This is a genomic window from Micromonospora sp. WMMA1976 (assembly GCF_027497335.1).
Lineage (GTDB): Bacteria > Actinomycetota > Actinomycetes > Mycobacteriales > Micromonosporaceae > Micromonospora > Micromonospora aurantiaca.
This window is the reverse complement of the sequence record NZ_CP114912.1, coordinates 4,355,623-4,371,761: the sequence shown is the minus strand read 5'-3', so window position 1 is coordinate 4,371,761 and position 16,139 is coordinate 4,355,623. Positions and strand designations below refer to the sequence as shown.

The window sequence follows — 16,139 nt, the reverse complement described above, 5'->3', positions numbered from 1 at the left end:
GGCGGCGGCCTAGACTCGCAGGCGTGCTGAATCGGATCGACCTGCGCGGCGGGAACCGTGACCCGCGCCGCCTGCTGCCCCGTGCCCAGCTCGACGTCTCCGTGGCGGTCGAGCGGATCCGCCCGCTCGTGGAGGCGGTCCGGGACCATGGGTACCCGGCGATCCGGGAGGCGAGCGAACGGTTCGACGGCGTCTCGCCGGAGCGGCTGCGGGTGCCGGTCGAGACGATCCGCGCCGCCGAGGACGAGCTGGACCCGCAGGTCCGCGCCGCGCTGCTGGAGTCGATCACCCGGGCCCGCAAGGTCCACGCCGACCAGCGGCGTACCGACCACACCACGACCGTGGTGCCGGGTGGCACGGTGACCGAGCGGTGGGTGCCGGTCGACCGGGTCGGTCTGTACGTCCCCGGCGGCCTGGCCATGTACCCGTCGACGGTGGTGATGAACGTGGTCCCGGCCCAGGCGGCCGGGGTGCGCTCCCTGGTGGTGGTGAGCCCGCCGCAGAAGGACAACGACGGCCTGCCGGACCGCCGGGTCCTGGCGGCCTGCGCGCTGCTCGGCGTGGACGAGGTGTACGCGGTCGGCGGCGCCCAGGCGGTCGCCATGCTCGCGTACGGCGCGGGCGTCGACCCGGCCGGCGACGAGCGCTGCGAGCCGGTCGACATGATCACCGGCCCGGGCAACATCTGGGTCACCGCCGCGAAGCGGCTGCTGCGCGGCGTGGTCGGCATCGATGCCGAGGCCGGCCCGACCGAGATCGCGATCCTGGCCGACGACACCGCCGACCCGGCGCACGTGGCCGCCGACCTGATCAGCCAGGCCGAGCACGACCCCCTCGCGGCGAGCGTGCTGGTCACCCCGTCCACCGCGCTGGCCGACGCGGTCGACGCGGAGCTGGCCCGGCAGGCGCCGGCGGCCAAGCACGCCGAGCGGATCGGCACCGCGCTGCGCGGCGAGCAGAGCGGCGTGGTCCTGGTCGACGACCTGGAGGCGGGTCTGCGGGTGGTCGACGCGTACGCGGCCGAGCACCTGGAGATCCAGACCGAGAACGCCCGGGAGTGGGCGCTGCGGGTGCGCAACGCCGGTGCGGTGTTCGTGGGCGCCTGGTCGCCGGTGTCGCTCGGCGACTACTGCGCGGGCTCCAACCACGTGCTGCCCACCGGCGGCTGCGCGCGGCACTCCTCCGGGCTGTCCGTGCAGTCGTTCCTGCGCGGCGTGCACCTGGTCGAATACACGCAGGACGCGCTGCGCGAGGTGGCGCCGCACGTGGTCACGCTGGCGACCGTGGAGGACCTGCCCGCACACGGCCAGGCGGTCAGCGTCCGGTTCGGCGAGGGCGGCGCGTCGTGACCACGCTCGACGACCTGCCGATCCGCGACGACCTGCGCGGGCGGACGCCGTACGGGGCGCCGCAGCTCGACGTGCCGGTGCGGCTGAACACCAACGAGAACTCCTACCCGGTGCCCGAGCCGGTGGTGGAGGCGATCGGCAAGGCGGTCGCCGCCGAGCTGCGCGACCTCAACCGCTACCCGGACCGGGACGCGGTGGCGCTGCGCGCCGACCTCGCCGCGTACCTGGGACACGGGCTCACCGCCGACCACGTGTGGGCGGCGAACGGCTCCAACGAGATCCAGCAGCAGCTGCTCCAGGCGTTCGCCGGTCCCGGGCGTACCGCGCTCGGCTTCACCCCGGCGTACTCGATGCACCCGCTGCTGGCGCTCGGCACCGGCACCCGGTGGGTGCCCGCCCGGCGCGGCGCGGACTTCGGTCTCACCGCCGGCGAGGCGGTGGCCCAGGTCCGCGAGCACCGGCCGGACGTGGTGTTCCTCTGCTCGCCGAACAACCCGACCGGCACCGCGCTCGACCCGGCGGTGGTCGCCGCCGTGCTGGACGAGGCGCCCGGCATGGTGATCGTCGACGAGGCGTACGCCGAGTTCGCCCGGCCCGGCACGGTGAGTGCGCTCGCCGTGCTGCCCGGCCACCCGCGGCTGGTGGTGACCCGCACCATGAGCAAGGCGTTCGGGTTCGCCGGCGGCCGGCTCGGCTACCTGGCCGCCGACCCGGCGGTGGTGGACGCGGTGCAGTTGGTCCGGCTGCCGTACCACCTGTCCGCGCTCACCCAGGCCGCCGCCCGCGCGGCGCTGGCGCACCGCGACGCCCTGCTCGGCACCGTGACCGCGATCATGGAGCAGCGGGACCGGATCGTCGCCGAGCTGCGCGCCCGGGGCCACCGCGTGGCTGACAGCGACGCCAACTTCGTGCTGTTCGCCGTCGAGGGGGACCAGGCGGTGGCCTGGCGTACCCTGCTCGATGCCGGCGTGCTGGTGCGCGACGTCGGCCTGCCCGGCTGGCTGCGCGTCACCGCCGGAACCCCGACCGAGACCGACGCCTTCCTCACCGCGATGGAGACAGTTTCATGAGCCGGATCGCCCGGATCGAGCGGGTCACAAACGAGACGAAGGTGCTCGTCGAGATCGACCTCGACGGCACCGGCAAGGCCGACATCGAGACCGGCGTCGGCTTCTACGACCACATGCTCAACCAGATCGCCCGGCACGGCGGCTTCGACCTGACCGTGCACACCGTCGGCGACCTGGAGATCGACGCGCACCACACGATGGAGGACACCGCGCTCGCGCTGGGCGCCGCGTTCGACCGGGCGCTGGGCGACAAGGCCGGCATCCGGCGGTACGGCTCGGCCACCGTCCCGATGGACGAGGTGCTGGTCCGCGCCGCCGTCGACCTGTCCGGCCGCCCGTACGTGGTACACGACGAGCCGGCGCTGGCCCCGTACATCGGGCCGGTCTACCCGACGAGCATGACCCGGCACATCTGGGAGTCGTTCGGTCAGTCGGCCCGGATCACGCTGCACGTGGACGTGCTGCGCGCGGCCCGGCCCGGCGGCCACCCGGACGCCCACCACGTGGTCGAGGCGCAGTTCAAGGCCGTCTCCCGCGCGCTGCGCGAGGCCACCGCGATCGACCCGCGTAACGCGGGCGTGGTGCCGTCCACGAAGGGCGCTCTCTGATGAGCGCGAGGAACGCAGCGAAGCGGAGTCCCGCAGTCGCGAATGAAAGGCGGCTCTGATGAGCGCGAGGAACGCAGCGCAGCGGAGTCCCGCAGTCGCGAATGAAAGGCGGCTCTGATGAAGGTGCTGCCCACTCTTCTGTTGATCGTGGCCGGCCTGTTGGTCGGCGGGACGTGGTCGCTGCTCAAGCAGGGCGCGCCCCGCGCGGCCGTGGTGATCACCGGCCTGCTGGCCCTGCTGGCGACCGCCGCCGGCGTGCTCTGGCTGCTGCCGGGGGAGAGCTGATGGCACGGGTGGTGGTGCTCGACTACGGCTCGGGCAACCTGCGGTCGGCCGAGCGCGCGGTGGCGCGGGCCGGTGCCGACGTGACAGTCACCGACGACCTGGACGCCGCCGCGTCCGCCGACGGCCTGGTGGTGCCGGGCGTCGGCGCGTTCGCCGCGTGCATGGCCGGGATCGAGGCGCTGGGCGCCGGGCCGGTCATCGCCGACCGGGTCGCCGCCGGGCGGCCGGTGCTGGGCATCTGCGTCGGCATGCAGATCCTCTTCGGGCACGGCGAGGAGCACGGGGTGGTCACCAAGGGGCTCGGGCTGCTGCCGGGCGGCGTGACCCGGCTGCCCGCGCGGCGGTTGCCGCACATGGGCTGGAACACCGTGCGCCCGCCGGCCGGCTCGGCGTTGTTCGCCGGGCTGCCCGAGGGCACGCGGTTCTACTTCGTCCACTCCTACGGGGTGACCGACCCGGCGGCGCTGGCGGAGGCGGGTGCCACGGTGACCACCGCGCACCACGGTGCGGACTTCGTCGCGGCGGTGGAGCGGGGGCCGCTCTCGGCCGCGCAGTTCCACCCGGAGAAGTCGGCCGACGCCGGGGCCGCGTTGCTGCGTAACTGGCTCGGCACGCTGTGACCGGCCCGCTGCCGGGCACGCGGGCGTCCGCGTGAGCAAGGAGCGGGCCCGCCGTCGCGCGGCGCGCGAGGCCGAGCAGGAGCGGGCGCGCGCCGTCCGCGCCCGCCGGGTGGCACGCCGGGAGCGGCGTCGTTCCCTGGTACGCCGGTTGACGCCGTCGCTGCGGCGTGGCCGTACCGGGCGGCTGCGCCGGCACACCCGCCGCGAGCGGGCGACGATCCTGGTGCTCACCGCCGTGGCGGTGGTGGCCAGCTGGACTCTGGTGGACGACCTCGCACTGCGGCTGGTGCTGGTCGCGTTGTTGTTGCTGGTCCTGCCCGCGATCGTGGTGATCGCGCTGGACCGTCGTTGAGGATCCGAGGAGAGAAGCGTTGAGCCTCACCCTGTTGCCCGCCGTGGACGTCGCCGACGGCCAGGCCGTCCGGCTCGTGCAGGGCGCCGCCGGTAGCGAGACCGCGTACGGCGACCCGCTGGACGCGGCTCTGGCCTGGCAGTCCGACGGCGCGGAGTGGATCCACCTGGTCGACCTGGACGCCGCGTTCGGGCGGGGCTCCAACGCCGCGCTGCTCGCCGAGGTGGTCGGCAAGCTGGACGTGAAGGTGGAGTTGTCCGGCGGTATCCGCGACGACGAGTCGCTGCGGGCGGCGCTGGGCACCGGAGCGGCCCGGGTCAACATCGGCACCGCCGCGCTGGAGGACCCGCAGTGGTGCGACCGGATCTGCGGCGAGTACGGCGACCGGGTGGCGATCGGGCTGGACGTGCGCGGCCGTACCCTGTCGGCGCGCGGCTGGACCCGCGACGGCGGTGACCTGTACGAGGTGCTGGCCCGGCTCGACGCCGCGGGCGCGGCGCGGTACGTGGTCACCGACATCACCAAGGACGGCACGATGCGCGGGCCGAACCTGGATCTGCTGCGCGAGGTGTGCGCCCGCACCGACGCCCCGGTGATCGCCTCCGGTGGTGTGTCCACGCTTGACGACCTGCGGGCGCTCGCCACGCTGGAGCCGGTGGGGGTGGAGGGCGTGATCGCCGGCAAGGCGCTCTACGCGGGCGCGTTCACAGTCGCCGAGGCGCTGGCGACGCTGCGGGCCGGCGCGTGACGGCCGAGCCGTCCCCCGACGCCGGGGTGGTGACCCGGCTCGGCTCGGGCGGCCCGTGGGAGGCGCTCTACGGCTACTCGCGGGTGGTCCGGGCGGGTTCGCTGGCGATCACGGCCGGCTGCACCTCCACTGTGGACGGCCGAGTGGCGCACGCCGGTGACGCGGCGGCGCAGACCGCGCAGGCGATCCGGATCGGCCTGGACGCGCTGGCCGAGGTCGGCGCCGGGCCGGGGGACGTGGTGCGGACCCGGATGTACGTGACGGACCGGATCTTCGCCGACGAGGTGGGCCGGGCGCACAACGCGGTCTTCGGCCCGGTGCGCCCGGTCGCCACGATGGTGGTGGTGGCCGGGCTGATCGACCCGGATCTCCTGGTCGAGGTCGAGCTGGAGGCGTACCTCCCGGAGCGCTGACCGGTGCCCGGGTGACCGGCGCCGCACCGTTCCACGGCCCGATAAGTTGTGCACAACTTAATTGCGCGCTACCGTTCTGGGCGTGACCGATGATCTGGTACTTCGCCGGCAGGTGTGCTTCGCCCTCTACGCGGCGTCGCGCGCCCTGACCGACGTCTACCGGCCCATCCTCGACGAGCACGGCCTGACCTACCCGCAGTACCTGGTGCTGCTGGTGCTCTGGGAGCACGACGACGCCCCCACGGTCTCCGAGCTCGGCGCCGCGCTCCGGCTCGACTCCGGCACGCTCTCCCCGCTGCTCAAGCGGCTGGAGGCGGCCGGCCTGGTGGTGCGTACCCGATCGGCGGCGGATGAGCGCCGGGTCGAGGTGGGCCTCACCGACCGGGGCCGGGCGCTGCGGGAGCGGATGGGTGACGTGCCGCGCCGGGTGGCCACCGCCACCGGGCTCTCCGAGGAGGAGCTGGTCTTCCTCCACGGCATCCTCACCCGGGTCACCGAGACGATCCACCGACAGAAGGAGCAGTGACATGCAGGTGCTCTACACCGCCTCCGCCCGCGCCACCGGCGACGGCCGCGACGGTCACGTCCGGACCTCCGACGGCACGGTCGAGCTGGACCTCGCCGTACCGAAGGAGATGGGTGGCGCCGGTGGCGCGGCCAACCCGGAGCAGCTCTTCGCGGCCGGCTACGCGGCCTGCTTCCACTCCGCGCTGCGCGTGGTGGCCCGCCAGGCCAAGGCGGACGTCTCCGGCTCCGTCGTCGAGGCCGAGGTGGGCATCGGCCCGAACGGCAGCGGCGGTTACGGCCTGGCTGTGACGCTCGTGGTGGACCTGCCCGCGGTCGAGCGCGCGGCCGCCGAGCAGCTCGTCGACGCGGCCCACCAGGTCTGCCCCTACTCGAACGCGACCCGTGGCAACGTCGAGGTGACCCGCACGGTCCGCGAGGCCCGATGAGCGGGACGAACCGGGAGATCCATCTGGCGTCCCGGCCGCAGGGCTGGCCGACGCCGGAGAACTTCCGGCTGGTCACCACCGAGGTGCCGACCCCGGGCCCGGGACAGGTGGTGGTCCGCAACCGGTTCATGTCCGTCGACCCGTACATGCGCGGGCGGATGAACGACGTCAAGTCGTACGTGCCGCCGTTCGCGCTCGACGCCCCGCTGGACGGCGGCGCGATCGGTGAGGTCGTGGCCGGCGAGGCCGGTGGCGTCCAGCCCGGCGACACCGTGCTGCACGGGCTCGGCTGGCGCGAGTACGCGCTGGTGGACGCCAAGGGCGTACGCAAGGTCGATCCCGGCCTGGCGCCGGTCACCGCGTACCTGGGCGTGCTCGGCATGACCGGGCTGACCGCGTACGCCGGGTTGCTGGACGTGGCGGCGATGAAGCCGGGGGAGACGGTGTTCGTCTCCGGCGCGGCCGGTGCGGTCGGCAGCATGGTCGGCCAGATCGCGAAGCTGCGCGGCGCCGGCCGGGTGATCGGCAGCGCCGGCTCCGCGGCGAAGGTGGAACGGCTCACCGCGCTGGGCTTCGACGCCGCCTTCGACTACCACGACGGCCCGGTGTCCAAGCAGCTGCGGGCCGCCGCCCCGGACGGCGTCGACGTGTACTTCGACAACGTCGGCGGCGACCACCTGGAGGCCGCGATCGGGGCGATGAACCTGCACGGCCGGGCCGCCATCTGCGGCATGATCGCGCAGTACAACGCCACCGAGCCGCCCGCCGCGCCGCGCAACCTGGCGCTGGTGATCGGCAAGCGGCTGACGCTGCGCGGCTTCCTCGTCGGTGACCACGGTCACCTGCGGGAGCAGTTCGTGCAGGAGGTCGCGGGCTGGCTGCGCGAGGGCCGGCTGTCGTACGACGAGACGATCGTCGACGGCATCGAGCAGGCCCCGGAGGCCTTCCTCGGCCTGCTGCGCGGCGAGAACCTCGGCAAGATGCTGGTCCGTCTCTGACCGGCGCGAGCGCGCACCACAGCGGGCGGTGGTGACCGGCCTCACCGGCGGGTCACCACCGCCCGCGCGTTCGTTAGGCTCGGGGCATGACGGTGGCGGTACGGGTCATCCCGTGTCTGGACGTGGACGCCGGGCGCGTGGTCAAGGGGGTCAACTTCCTCGACCTGCGCGACGCCGGCGACCCGGTGGAGCTGGCGGCGGCGTACGACCGGGCCGGCGCGGACGAGCTGACCTTCCTCGACGTCACCGCCTCGTCCAGCGACCGGGGCACCATGCTCGACGTGGTGCGGCGCACCGCCGAGTCGGTCTTCATCCCGCTCACCGTCGGCGGCGGCGTCCGCCGGGTCGCCGACGTCGACACGCTGCTGCGCGCCGGGGCGGACAAGGTCGGCGTGAACACCGCCGCCATCGCCCGGCCGGAGCTGATCGCCGAGATCGCCGACCGGTTCGGCCGGCAGGTCCTGGTGCTCTCGCTCGACGTGCGCCGCGCGCCGGACGGCACGACCCCGAGCGGCTTCGAGGTGACCACGCACGGCGGCCGCCGGGGCACCGGGCTGGACGCGGTCGAGTGGGCGGCGCGCGGCGCCGAACTGGGCGCGGGCGAGATCCTGCTCAACTCGATGGACGCCGACGGCACCAAGGCCGGGTTCGACCTGCCGCTGATCCAGGCGGTCCGCGAGGTGGTCGACGTGCCGGTGATCGCCAGCGGCGGCGCGGGCGCTGTGGCCCACTTCCCGCCGGCCGTCGGCGCCGGGGCGGACGCGGTGCTCGCGGCGAGCGTCTTCCACTTCGGCGAACTGACGGTCGGCGAGGTCAAGGACGCGCTGCGCGGCGCCGGGCACCCGGTGCGCTGAGCCGGCGCTCACTGCCGGCCGGAGTGCCCCTCGGGGGAGCGGCGCGGCATCGGGATCGACCGGACCACGTACTCCTGCACGGCGGCGGCGTGGTCGTCCTCTGCGAGCTGCCACTCGGACTCGGCGGGCGGGTGCCGCCGGGTCAGCACGCCCTGCACCGTGTCCACTGTGGTGCCGAGCCCGGCGCTGGGCCGGGTGCGCCAGAGCCGCTCACCGTCCGGGGTGACCCGGAACCAGCCGTCGGCGACGCTGACCAGGCCCGCCCCGACCAGCCGCCGGACCGCGCCCTCCACCTCGTGCCGTTCCGGGATGGCCTGGTTGAGGTGGTCGGCGGTGGAGAGGACGTCGGCCAGCCGTACGCCTTCGGGGCGACGTGTGGCGGCGGCCCGCCGGTGCCGGCCGGCGCCACTGGCGATGACAAGCGCGACGAAGATCCAGGCGTCGCTCCAACGCCATCCGTTCTCCCCCATGCAGGAATGATGCCCGGCCGCGACGGCGGAGGAAACACCTGGTTTCCCTGTTGTGCGTCGTCGCAGCTCAGCGCGTTGCGGATCGAACCGGTCCGTGGCGGTCGGCCCGACTGCGCTCACGTAGCGTAGGCACCGGCCGCCGGCCTTGCGGGCAGCGCGAAGACCGGGATGAAGAACTGGGCCAGCGGGCCGATGGTCAGCGCGTACGCCACGGTGCCGAGGCCGACGGTGCCGCCGAGCAGCCAGCCGAGCGCCAGCACGGTGACCTCGATGACGGTGCGGACCAGCCGGACCGAGAACCGGGGGTGGCGGGCGACGAAGCCGGTCATCAGCCCGTCGCGTGGGCCGGGGCCGAGCCCGGCGCCCAGGTAGAGGCCGGTGGCGGCCCCGTTGGCGACGATCCCGGCGACGAGCAGCGCGACCCGGACCGGCATGTCCTCCCCGGGCGGCAGCACGGCCAGGGTGGCGTCGACGACCAGTCCGATCACCACGACGTTGCTGACCGTGCCGAGGCCGGGCCGCTGCCGCAGCGGGATCCAGAGCAGCAGTACGAGGGCGCCGACGGCGATGGTGACGGTCCCGAAGGACAGGCCGGTCTGCCGGGCCAGCCCCTGGTGGAACACGTCCCACGGGTCCAGCCCCAGCTCCGAGCGGATCATCAGCGCCATGCTCACGCCGTAGAGGACCAGCCCGGCGTAGAGCTGGGTGAGCCGTCGCGCCGGCCGGTGCCGGAGATTGCCAAGCTGTGCCATGCATGCCACCCTAGGGGCCAATCGTGGACCTCAAGCGTGCCAATTTCGGGGGTGTGGCTATGACCAGTCAGGTGCGCGGTGTCCAATTGGCGCGGCTCCTCGGCCAGTGGCACGCCCTGCCGGGCCGCCGGCGCAGCCCCGACTACGCCGCGCTCGCCGGCGCCGTCCGCGGCTTGCTCGCCGACGGGCGGCTCCCACTCGGGGTACGCCTGCCGGCCGAGCGGGAACTGGCCGAAGCGCTGCGGATCAGCCGGACCACAGTCACCGCCGCGTACCGGGAACTGCGGGAGAGCGGCCACCTGGCCAGCCGCCGGGGAGCGGGAAGCTGGACCATGCTGCCCGGCGGGCACCGGGTGGCCAGCACCGGGCTGTGGACGCCGCTGGACGACCGCGACATGATCGACCTCGGCGTGGCCGCGCTGTCCGCGCCCCCGCAGCTCGTCCCGGCCGCCCGGGCCGCGGCCGAGGACCTGCCCCGCTACCTCGGCGGCGCCGGCTACCACCCGACCGGCATCATCGAGCTACGCGAGGCGGTGGCCCGCGCGTACACCGACCGGGGACTGCCCACCAGCCCGGAGCAGATCATGGTCACCAGCGGCACCCAGCACGCGCTGGACCTGGTGCTGCGGCTGGCCCTGTCGCCCGGCGGCGGCGTGCTCGTCGAGTCGCCCACCTACCCCAACGCGCTGGCCGCGCTGTCCGCCCGCCGGGCCCGGATCGCCACCCACGGCCTGTCCGACGAGGGCTGGGACGCCGAACTGCTGCTCGGCAGCCTCCGGCAGACCCGGCCGAAGCTCGCGTACGTGATCCCCGAGTTCCAGAACCCGACCGGCCACCTGATGGCCGCCGACCTGCGTGAGCGGCTGGTCGGCACGGCCCACGCGGCCGGCACCGACCTGGTGGTCGACGAGTCCTTCGTCGACCTGCCGCTGGACGACACCACGCTGCCGCCGCCGGTGGCCGTCTTCGACAGGCACTCCCGGGTGATCAGCATCGGCGGCATGAGCAAGCCCTACTGGGGCGGGCTGCGGATCGGCTGGGTCCGCGCCTCCGCGCCCCAGGTCCAGCGGCTGGCCGCGGCCCGGGTCGGGGTGGACATGGCCAGCCCGGTGCTCGACCAGCTCGTCGCCGTGCACCTGCTCACCGAGGCGCCGGCCATCGTGGCCGCCCGCCGGGCCCAGCTCGTCGCCCAGCGGGACGCCCTGGTCGCGGCGCTCGCCGACCGGCTGCCCGACTGGCGGGTACGGGTGCCGAGCGGCGGCGTCACGCTCTGGGCCGAGCTGGACGGGCCGATCTCCAGCGCGCTGGCCCGGGCGGCCGAGGAGGTCGGCGTACGGCTGGCGCCCGGACCCCGGTTCGGCCTGGACGGGACGCTGGAGCGTTTCCTGCGGCTGCCCTTCACGCTGCCCGCCGACGAGCTGGTGGAGGCGGTGGGCCGACTCGCGGCGGTCCGCTACGACCTGGACCGGACCAGCCGGCCGCAGTGGCGGGAGCCGAGCGTCATCGCCTGAGCGGGCGGTGCCCGTTCCGGTGGTGAATGGGCCGAACGGCGGCTGCGGGACGGCCCGTGCCCGCAGACTGCCCGGGTGGGGAACGGGAGGGGAGTCCGGCGGTCGTGGAGCGTGCGGTCCGCCGCCCCGGGATCCCGCACCACCCGGCTGGAGCTCTTCTACGATCTGGTCTTCGTCTTCGCGTTCCTGAACGTCACCACGCTCACCGCCTCGGAGCTCACGCCGGCCAACCTCTACCGCTTCCTGCTGGTGCTGGCGCTGCTCTGGTGGTCGTGGACCGGCTTCGCCCGGATGGGCAACTTCTTCCGCGCCGACCAGGGCGTGCTGCCGCTGGTCGGCTTCGTCACCGTGGCGGCGACGTTCCTGCTGGTGCTCAGCGAGCCCAGCGCGTTCGAGGACCTCCCCGGCGGGTTGCCCGGCCCGCTGGTCTTCGCCGGCTGCTACTTCGTGATCCGGATGGCCCAGCTCACCGTCTTCGGCTGGGTGGACCGGGCCGACCCGGTCCGGCACCGCCGGCTGCTGCTGCGCGCCGCGTTCCCGGCCGCCGCCACGGTGCTGCTGGTGATCGCCGGAACCGTGCCGACGCGGCTGCCGCAGGAGCGGTTCGCGATCCCGTTGCAACTGGCGCTCTGGACGCTGGCGCTGCTCGTCGAGTACATCGGCGGCGTGACGCTCGCCCGCCAGTGGTGGGTGGTGGTCTCCGCCGGGCACTGGGCCGAACGGCACGCGCTGATCGTGCTGGTCGCGCTCGGTGAGTCGATCATCGCGCTCGGCTTCGGTCCGAAGCACGGGCTGCCGCTGACCGGGCCGGTGGCGGTGTCGGCGCTGCTCGGCATCGTGGTCGTCGCGGCGCTGTGGTGGGCCTACTTCGACACGCTCGCCTTCGCGATGGAGCAGGCGCTGCACCACGCCCGGGACGAGGCCACCCGGGTCCGGATGACGCGCGACGTGTACACGTTCATGCACCTGCCGATGGTGGCCGGAATCATCCTCTACGCGCTCGGCCTCAAGGACCTGCTGGCCGAGGCCGCCGACCCGAACACGCCTTCCTGGGGACTGCCGCTGGGCGACTTCTGGGGCGCGATCCTGTTCGGCGGGGTGGCGTTGCACCTGCTCAGCCTCGCCGGGTGCTGGTGGCTCGCGCTGCGCGAGGTGCACCGGCCGCTGCTGCTCACTGTGGTGGCGCTGGCGGTCGTCGGCCCGTTCGTCTTCCGTGTCCCGGAGCTGATCGCGCTCGGCGTGCTCGCGGTGATCACCGGCGCCGGTGTCGCCTGGGAGACGCGCTCCGAGGACGGCCACCGGCGCCGGGTACGCCAGCTCGCGCTGGAGGAGCAGATCGCCGCCGAGGCCGAGCAGAGCCACTGGCGGCAGCAGCATCTGTGAACGGCACGCGGCCGTGCCCCGGGACGGTGGGGCACGGCCGGCGCGACCGTACGGCGGTGCGGGTCACAGCTCGGCGAGCGTGCCCTCGTACATCTTGTCGATCTCGGAGGCGAAGTTCGTCTCCACGCTGCGGCGCTTGATCTTCAGCGACGGCGTGACCTCGCCGTCCTCGATGGTCAGGTCACGGGGGAGGATGGCCACCTTCTTGATCGTCTCCCAGCGGTTGAGCTTGGCGTTCAGCTCGGCCACGTACCCCTCGACCATCTCCCGCGCCTGCGGCGAGGTGACGATCGTGGTGTAGTCGCTGCCCTCCAACGGGGTGCCGGCGGCCCAGCCCTTGATCGCGTCCGGGTCCAGCGTGACGAGCATGGTGCAGTAGTTGCGCGCCTGCCCGATCACCACCGCCTGCGAGGTGTACGGGCACACCGCCTTGAACATGCCCTCGATGTGCGACGGCGCCACGTACTTGCCGCCGGACGTCTTGACCAGGTCCTTCTTCCGGTCGGTGATGCGCAGGTAGCCGTCGGCGTCGAGCGTGCCGATGTCACCGGTGCGGAAGAAGCCGTCCTCGGTGAACGCCGCGGCGGTCTCCTCGGGCAGGTTGTGGTAGCCGCGCATGACCGGCTTGCCGCGCAGCAGGACCTCACCGTCGGTGTCGATCCGGCACTCCAGGTCGCCCATGGCCCGGCCCACGCTGCCGATCTTCAGCCCGTCGGGCGGGTTCACGAACGCGCCGGCGCTGGTCTCGGTCAGGCCGTAGCCCTCGGAGATGGGCAGGTTGGCGGCGGCGAAGAAGGTGGCGATCTCCTTGCTCAGCGGCGCCGCGCCGGAGACCAGCACCCGCATCCGGCCGCCGAGCCGGGCCTGGAGCTTGCTGAACACGAGCTTCTCGGCCAGCGCGTACTTCATCCGCAGCCCGGCCGGGACCGGCTTGCCGGCCTGCTCCAGCGCGACCTTCTCCTTGCCGACCCCGACGCCCCAGGCGAAGATCTTGGCCTTGGCCCCGCCCGCGCCCTGCGCGGTGGTGACCGCCTTGTTGTAGACCTTCTCGAAGACCCGGGGTGCGCCGCACATGAGCGTCGGCTGCACCACGCCGAGCAGGTCGACGAGCTTGTCCACCCGGCCGTCGACGTACGTGGGCAGGCCGACGTGGGTGGCGCCGCAGAGCAGCGTCTTGCCGAACGAGTGCGACAGCGGCAGCCACAGGTACTGCAGGTCGTCGACGCGCAGCAGGCCCAGCTCGGCCTGCGCCACGCCCTCCCAGCACCAGCCGCCGTGCAGCAGCTCCACGCCCTTCGGGCGGCCGGTGGTCCCCGAGGTGTAGATCAGCGTGGCCAGGTGGTCCGGGCCGATGCCGGCGACGAGCATGTCGATCAGGTCCGGCTCGGCGCTCAGCGCGGCGGCGCCGCGTTCCTCCAGCTCGGCCAGGGTGAGCTGCGGGACGGCCGCCGCCGGGTCGGGCGTGCCGTCGAAGAGCACGACGTGGGTCAGCGCGGGCAGGTCCGCCCCGGCGATCTTCGCCGCCTGGGCCGGGTTCTCCGCGAACAGCACCTTCGAGCCGGAGTCGGCGATGATGTAGACCGCGTCCTCGGGCTCGGTGGTGGGGTAGACGGTGGTGGTGGCACCACCGGCGCACATGATGCCGAAGTCGGCGAGCACCCAGTCCAGGCGCGTGTTGGCCAGGATCGCCACCGGGTTCTCCAGGCCGACACCGAGCCCGTGCAGCCCGGCGGCGATCGCCTTGGCGCGCTGCCCGACCTGCTCCCACGTCAGCCAGACCGGGCCCGAGTCGTCGGGTGCGGGGTGGGCGAAGGCGTGCCGGTCGGGGGAGTCCGCCACGCGCTTGAGGAACATGTCGGGTACGGAACGGTACGGTACATCGAGAGCCATCGCTGTAGCCGCCTTCAGGGGTGGAGGGACGTGACGGGGGTCACGCCGGTCTGCGGTTACCGAAGGGTATTGCGTGCACCCGGCCAGCGGCTAGCCCCGATCGGCCGAGTCGCCGGCGGTCCCGCCCTGCTGGAACCGGTCAGGCGTACCGGCCGGCCGCGCGGGACCAGTCGTAGGTGGCCCGGATCCAGTCCCGGCGGGTGTCCAGGAAGACCCGCATCCCCTCGTCGGCCACCGCGCTCAGCGCCGCGTCCCGCTCCGCGTACGTGGCGAGGGCCGTGTTGAACCGGTCCGCCGCCGCGTACAGCGCCGCCGTCTCGTCCCGACCGGTCTCGCCCGCGATCGTGGTGACCAGGTTGTGCGCCTCCGGGGCGGCGCCCCGCTCCTTGCCGTAGGAGAACAGGTCGTTGCACCAGCAGACCAGGTCCGTGGCCAGCGCGTCCAGCGCGGTGAGCGCCGGCGCGACCCGCTGGTCGGCCCGGGGCGCGGACGGGCGGGCCAGGTCGGTCACCGTGAAGCTGGGGCGCACGCCGCCGGTGTGGCGGCGCATCTGCGTGTACTCGGCCACCCCCGGCACCCGGTGGCGCTCCCGGTTGGCGGCCTCCCAGAGCAGCGCCAGCAGGTACTCCCGCAACTGGCTGACCAGGCGCAGCAGGTGAGCCGGGCGGCCCCGGTCGCGGGCCCGGCGGCACAGGTCGTGCAGCGCGAGGGCGATCGGACCGCCCTCGGTGGGTGCGGGCGCCTCCGGGTCGCCGTGCCGGTCGAGCACCGCCAGCAGCGCGGCCAGCGTGGGCGCCAGCAGCGTGGGCGTCGCGCCGAGCCCGTCGTCGTCGCAGGCGTCGTCCACCACGAACAGCCAGTTGATCAGGTCGGTGAGCATCCGCAGCCCGGACGGCGACGCCTCGGGGCAGGCGCGTGCGGCCAGCTCCGCGGCGTGCGCGCCTTCCAGGCGCCGGCGCCCGGCCTGGTCCTTCACCAGGCCGAAGTCTCGTACCCAGGCGGCGCTCTCCGCGGCCGCCACGTCGACGGCGGGGTGGCGCCGGGAGGGAAAGGGCGGCTCGTGCAGTGCCGAGAGGGCGAAGTCGCGCATCGTCGTCCCCTGTCCGCCGCCCCGCGGGGTCGGGCCGGTGCGCAGGAGCGTACGGGAGTTCGTAACCGTTATCGAAGTCCGGGTGTCCACTTTCCACTGTCGGCGAGCGAGTGGCTACCCGTCCTCGGTCACAGACCCAGCTCGGCGGTGCGCAGGCGCTCGGCGCGGTCGGCCGGACCGTCCACCTGGACCCGGGCCACCCGCTGCCGTCCGGTGAGGAACAGCACCAGCTCGCCCGGCGCACCGACCAGCCGCAGCCGTTCGCCGCCGGCGCCGGCCCGCAGTTCGCCGTACCCCGGCGCCTGCACCAGCACCTCGGCCGGGAACCGCCGCAGCGCCATCCGGGCCAGCAGGGACACCCGCTTCCACAGCACCGCCTGCTGCCCGGCCGGCAGGTCACGCGGGTGCCAGCCCGGGCGGGCGCGCCGCACGTCCTCGTGGTGGATGAAGAACTCCATCCCGTTCGCCAGTTCGTCGGTGAGCGGGTTGCTCACCGGGCTCCACGCCGGGGGACGGCGCACCCGGGCGATCAGGTCGGCGTACGGCCCGGCGGCGACCCGCTTACGGACCGACTCGCCGTAGCCGCGCAACGGCGGCAGCAGGATCCCGCCCGCCGCGTCCGGCCGGCGCTCCCGCACCAGCAGGTGCGCCGCCAGGTCACGGGTCGACCACCCCTCGTTCACAGTCGGTGCGTCCGGTCCCAGTTCCAGCATCAGGTCGGCGAGCGCCTCGCGCTCCGCTCGGGCGTACCGCGGCATGGCCCGATCGTAGGCCGGTCCCGGCCGATCGGCGC

At 74.0% G+C, this 16,139-nt stretch carries 19 protein-coding genes; 14 read left to right on the top strand and 5 right to left on the bottom strand.

All coding sequences use genetic code 11. From position 1 onward, the window contains the following. The first annotated feature begins 23 nt into the window (after positions 1 to 23). The 12 genes from hisD to hisF all read left to right on the top strand — a co-directional run bounded on the left by hisD (position 24) and on the right by hisF (position 8,250). The gene (hisD, locus tag O7546_RS19935; protein ID WP_194801231.1) at positions 24 to 1,349 is read left to right on the top strand and encodes a histidinol dehydrogenase; all 1,326 of its coding nucleotides are present in this window, start codon (positions 24 to 26) and stop codon (positions 1,347 to 1,349) included. Further along, positions 1,346 to 2,419: a histidinol-phosphate transaminase gene (locus O7546_RS19930; protein WP_194801232.1), complete on the top strand. Its 1,074-nt coding sequence runs from the start codon at positions 1,346 to 1,348 to the stop codon at positions 2,417 to 2,419. The genes hisD and O7546_RS19930 overlap by 4 nt, the downstream gene beginning before the upstream one ends. Beyond that, a complete protein-coding gene (gene hisB, locus O7546_RS19925) occupies positions 2,416 to 3,027 on the top strand; it encodes an imidazoleglycerol-phosphate dehydratase HisB (RefSeq protein WP_013287582.1) in 612 nt (203 codons plus the stop codon). The genes O7546_RS19930 and hisB overlap by 4 nt, the downstream gene beginning before the upstream one ends. 117 nt (positions 3,028 to 3,144) lie before the next feature. Then, complete coding sequence (locus O7546_RS19920) at positions 3,145 to 3,312, top strand: hypothetical protein (RefSeq protein WP_167796924.1); 168 nt, start codon at positions 3,145 to 3,147, stop codon at positions 3,310 to 3,312. Further along, entirely contained in the window at positions 3,312 to 3,932 is a 621-nt protein-coding gene (hisH, locus tag O7546_RS19915; RefSeq protein ID WP_194801233.1) for an imidazole glycerol phosphate synthase subunit HisH, read from the top strand. The genes O7546_RS19920 and hisH overlap by 1 nt, the downstream gene beginning before the upstream one ends. Before the next feature lie 31 nt (positions 3,933 to 3,963). After that, entirely contained in the window at positions 3,964 to 4,284 is a 321-nt protein-coding gene (locus O7546_RS19910) for a hypothetical protein (protein WP_281599932.1), read from the top strand. Positions 4,285 to 4,303: 19 nt separating this feature from the next. Then, positions 4,304 to 5,032: a bifunctional 1-(5-phosphoribosyl)-5-((5-phosphoribosylamino)methylideneamino)imidazole-4-carboxamide isomerase/phosphoribosylanthranilate isomerase PriA gene (priA, locus tag O7546_RS19905; protein WP_018785235.1), complete on the top strand. Its 729-nt coding sequence runs from the start codon at positions 4,304 to 4,306 to the stop codon at positions 5,030 to 5,032. Further along, entirely contained in the window at positions 5,029 to 5,445 is a 417-nt protein-coding gene (locus tag O7546_RS19900) for a RidA family protein (protein ID WP_194801235.1), read from the top strand. The genes priA and O7546_RS19900 overlap by 4 nt, the downstream gene beginning before the upstream one ends. An 82-nt stretch (positions 5,446 to 5,527) precedes the next feature. After that, the gene (locus O7546_RS19895) at positions 5,528 to 5,971 is read left to right on the top strand and encodes a MarR family transcriptional regulator (RefSeq protein WP_194801236.1); all 444 of its coding nucleotides are present in this window, start codon (positions 5,528 to 5,530) and stop codon (positions 5,969 to 5,971) included. Position 5,972: 1 nt separating this feature from the next. Then, positions 5,973 to 6,398: an organic hydroperoxide resistance protein gene (locus tag O7546_RS19890; protein WP_091045350.1), complete on the top strand. Its 426-nt coding sequence runs from the start codon at positions 5,973 to 5,975 to the stop codon at positions 6,396 to 6,398. Further along, a complete protein-coding gene (locus tag O7546_RS19885) occupies positions 6,395 to 7,396 on the top strand; it encodes an NADP-dependent oxidoreductase (RefSeq protein ID WP_269697352.1) in 1,002 nt (333 codons plus the stop codon). The genes O7546_RS19890 and O7546_RS19885 overlap by 4 nt, the downstream gene beginning before the upstream one ends. An 86-nt stretch (positions 7,397 to 7,482) precedes the next feature. Then, positions 7,483 to 8,250: an imidazole glycerol phosphate synthase subunit HisF gene (hisF, locus tag O7546_RS19880; protein ID WP_194801238.1), complete on the top strand. Its 768-nt coding sequence runs from the start codon at positions 7,483 to 7,485 to the stop codon at positions 8,248 to 8,250. Between the two features lie 8 nt (positions 8,251 to 8,258). On the opposite strand, the gene O7546_RS19875 is transcribed toward hisF, so the two are convergent. Both O7546_RS19875 and O7546_RS19870 read right to left on the bottom strand, forming a co-directional pair. Next, entirely contained in the window at positions 8,259 to 8,720 is a 462-nt protein-coding gene (locus O7546_RS19875; protein WP_128137455.1) for a hypothetical protein, read from the bottom strand. 116 nt (positions 8,721 to 8,836) lie between these two features. Further along, positions 8,837 to 9,472: a hypothetical protein gene (locus O7546_RS19870; RefSeq protein ID WP_194801239.1), complete on the bottom strand. Its 636-nt coding sequence runs from the start codon at positions 9,470 to 9,472 to the stop codon at positions 8,837 to 8,839. A 59-nt stretch (positions 9,473 to 9,531) separates the two neighbouring features. On the opposite strand from O7546_RS19870, the gene O7546_RS19865 reads away from it, so the two are divergent. Continuing rightward, positions 9,532 to 10,983 (top strand): PLP-dependent aminotransferase family protein, encoded by a 1,452-nt coding sequence (locus tag O7546_RS19865; protein WP_135241258.1) that lies wholly within the window; start codon positions 9,532 to 9,534, stop codon positions 10,981 to 10,983. A 111-nt stretch (positions 10,984 to 11,094) separates the two neighbouring features. Continuing rightward, positions 11,095 to 12,366 carry a low temperature requirement protein A gene (locus O7546_RS19860; RefSeq protein ID WP_194801240.1) on the top strand — a complete coding sequence of 424 codons (1,272 nt, stop codon included), beginning with the start codon at positions 11,095 to 11,097 and terminating at the stop codon, positions 12,364 to 12,366. A gap of 63 nt (positions 12,367 to 12,429) precedes the next feature. On the opposite strand, the gene O7546_RS19855 is transcribed toward O7546_RS19860, so the two are convergent. The 3 genes from O7546_RS19855 to O7546_RS19845 form a co-directional block, all read right to left on the bottom strand. Further along, positions 12,430 to 14,256: a long-chain fatty acid--CoA ligase gene (locus O7546_RS19855; RefSeq protein ID WP_269697351.1), complete on the bottom strand. Its 1,827-nt coding sequence runs from the start codon at positions 14,254 to 14,256 to the stop codon at positions 12,430 to 12,432. Between the two features lie 139 nt (positions 14,257 to 14,395). Beyond that, on the bottom strand, positions 14,396 to 15,346 hold the full coding sequence (locus tag O7546_RS19850) for a terpene synthase (RefSeq protein ID WP_194801242.1): 951 nt from the start codon (positions 15,344 to 15,346) through the stop codon (positions 14,396 to 14,398). Positions 15,347 to 15,474: 128 nt separating this feature from the next. Beyond that, positions 15,475 to 16,104 carry a TIGR03085 family metal-binding protein gene (locus O7546_RS19845; protein ID WP_281599931.1) on the bottom strand — a complete coding sequence of 210 codons (630 nt, stop codon included), beginning with the start codon at positions 16,102 to 16,104 and terminating at the stop codon, positions 15,475 to 15,477. Positions 16,105 to 16,139: the final 35 nt, after the last annotated feature.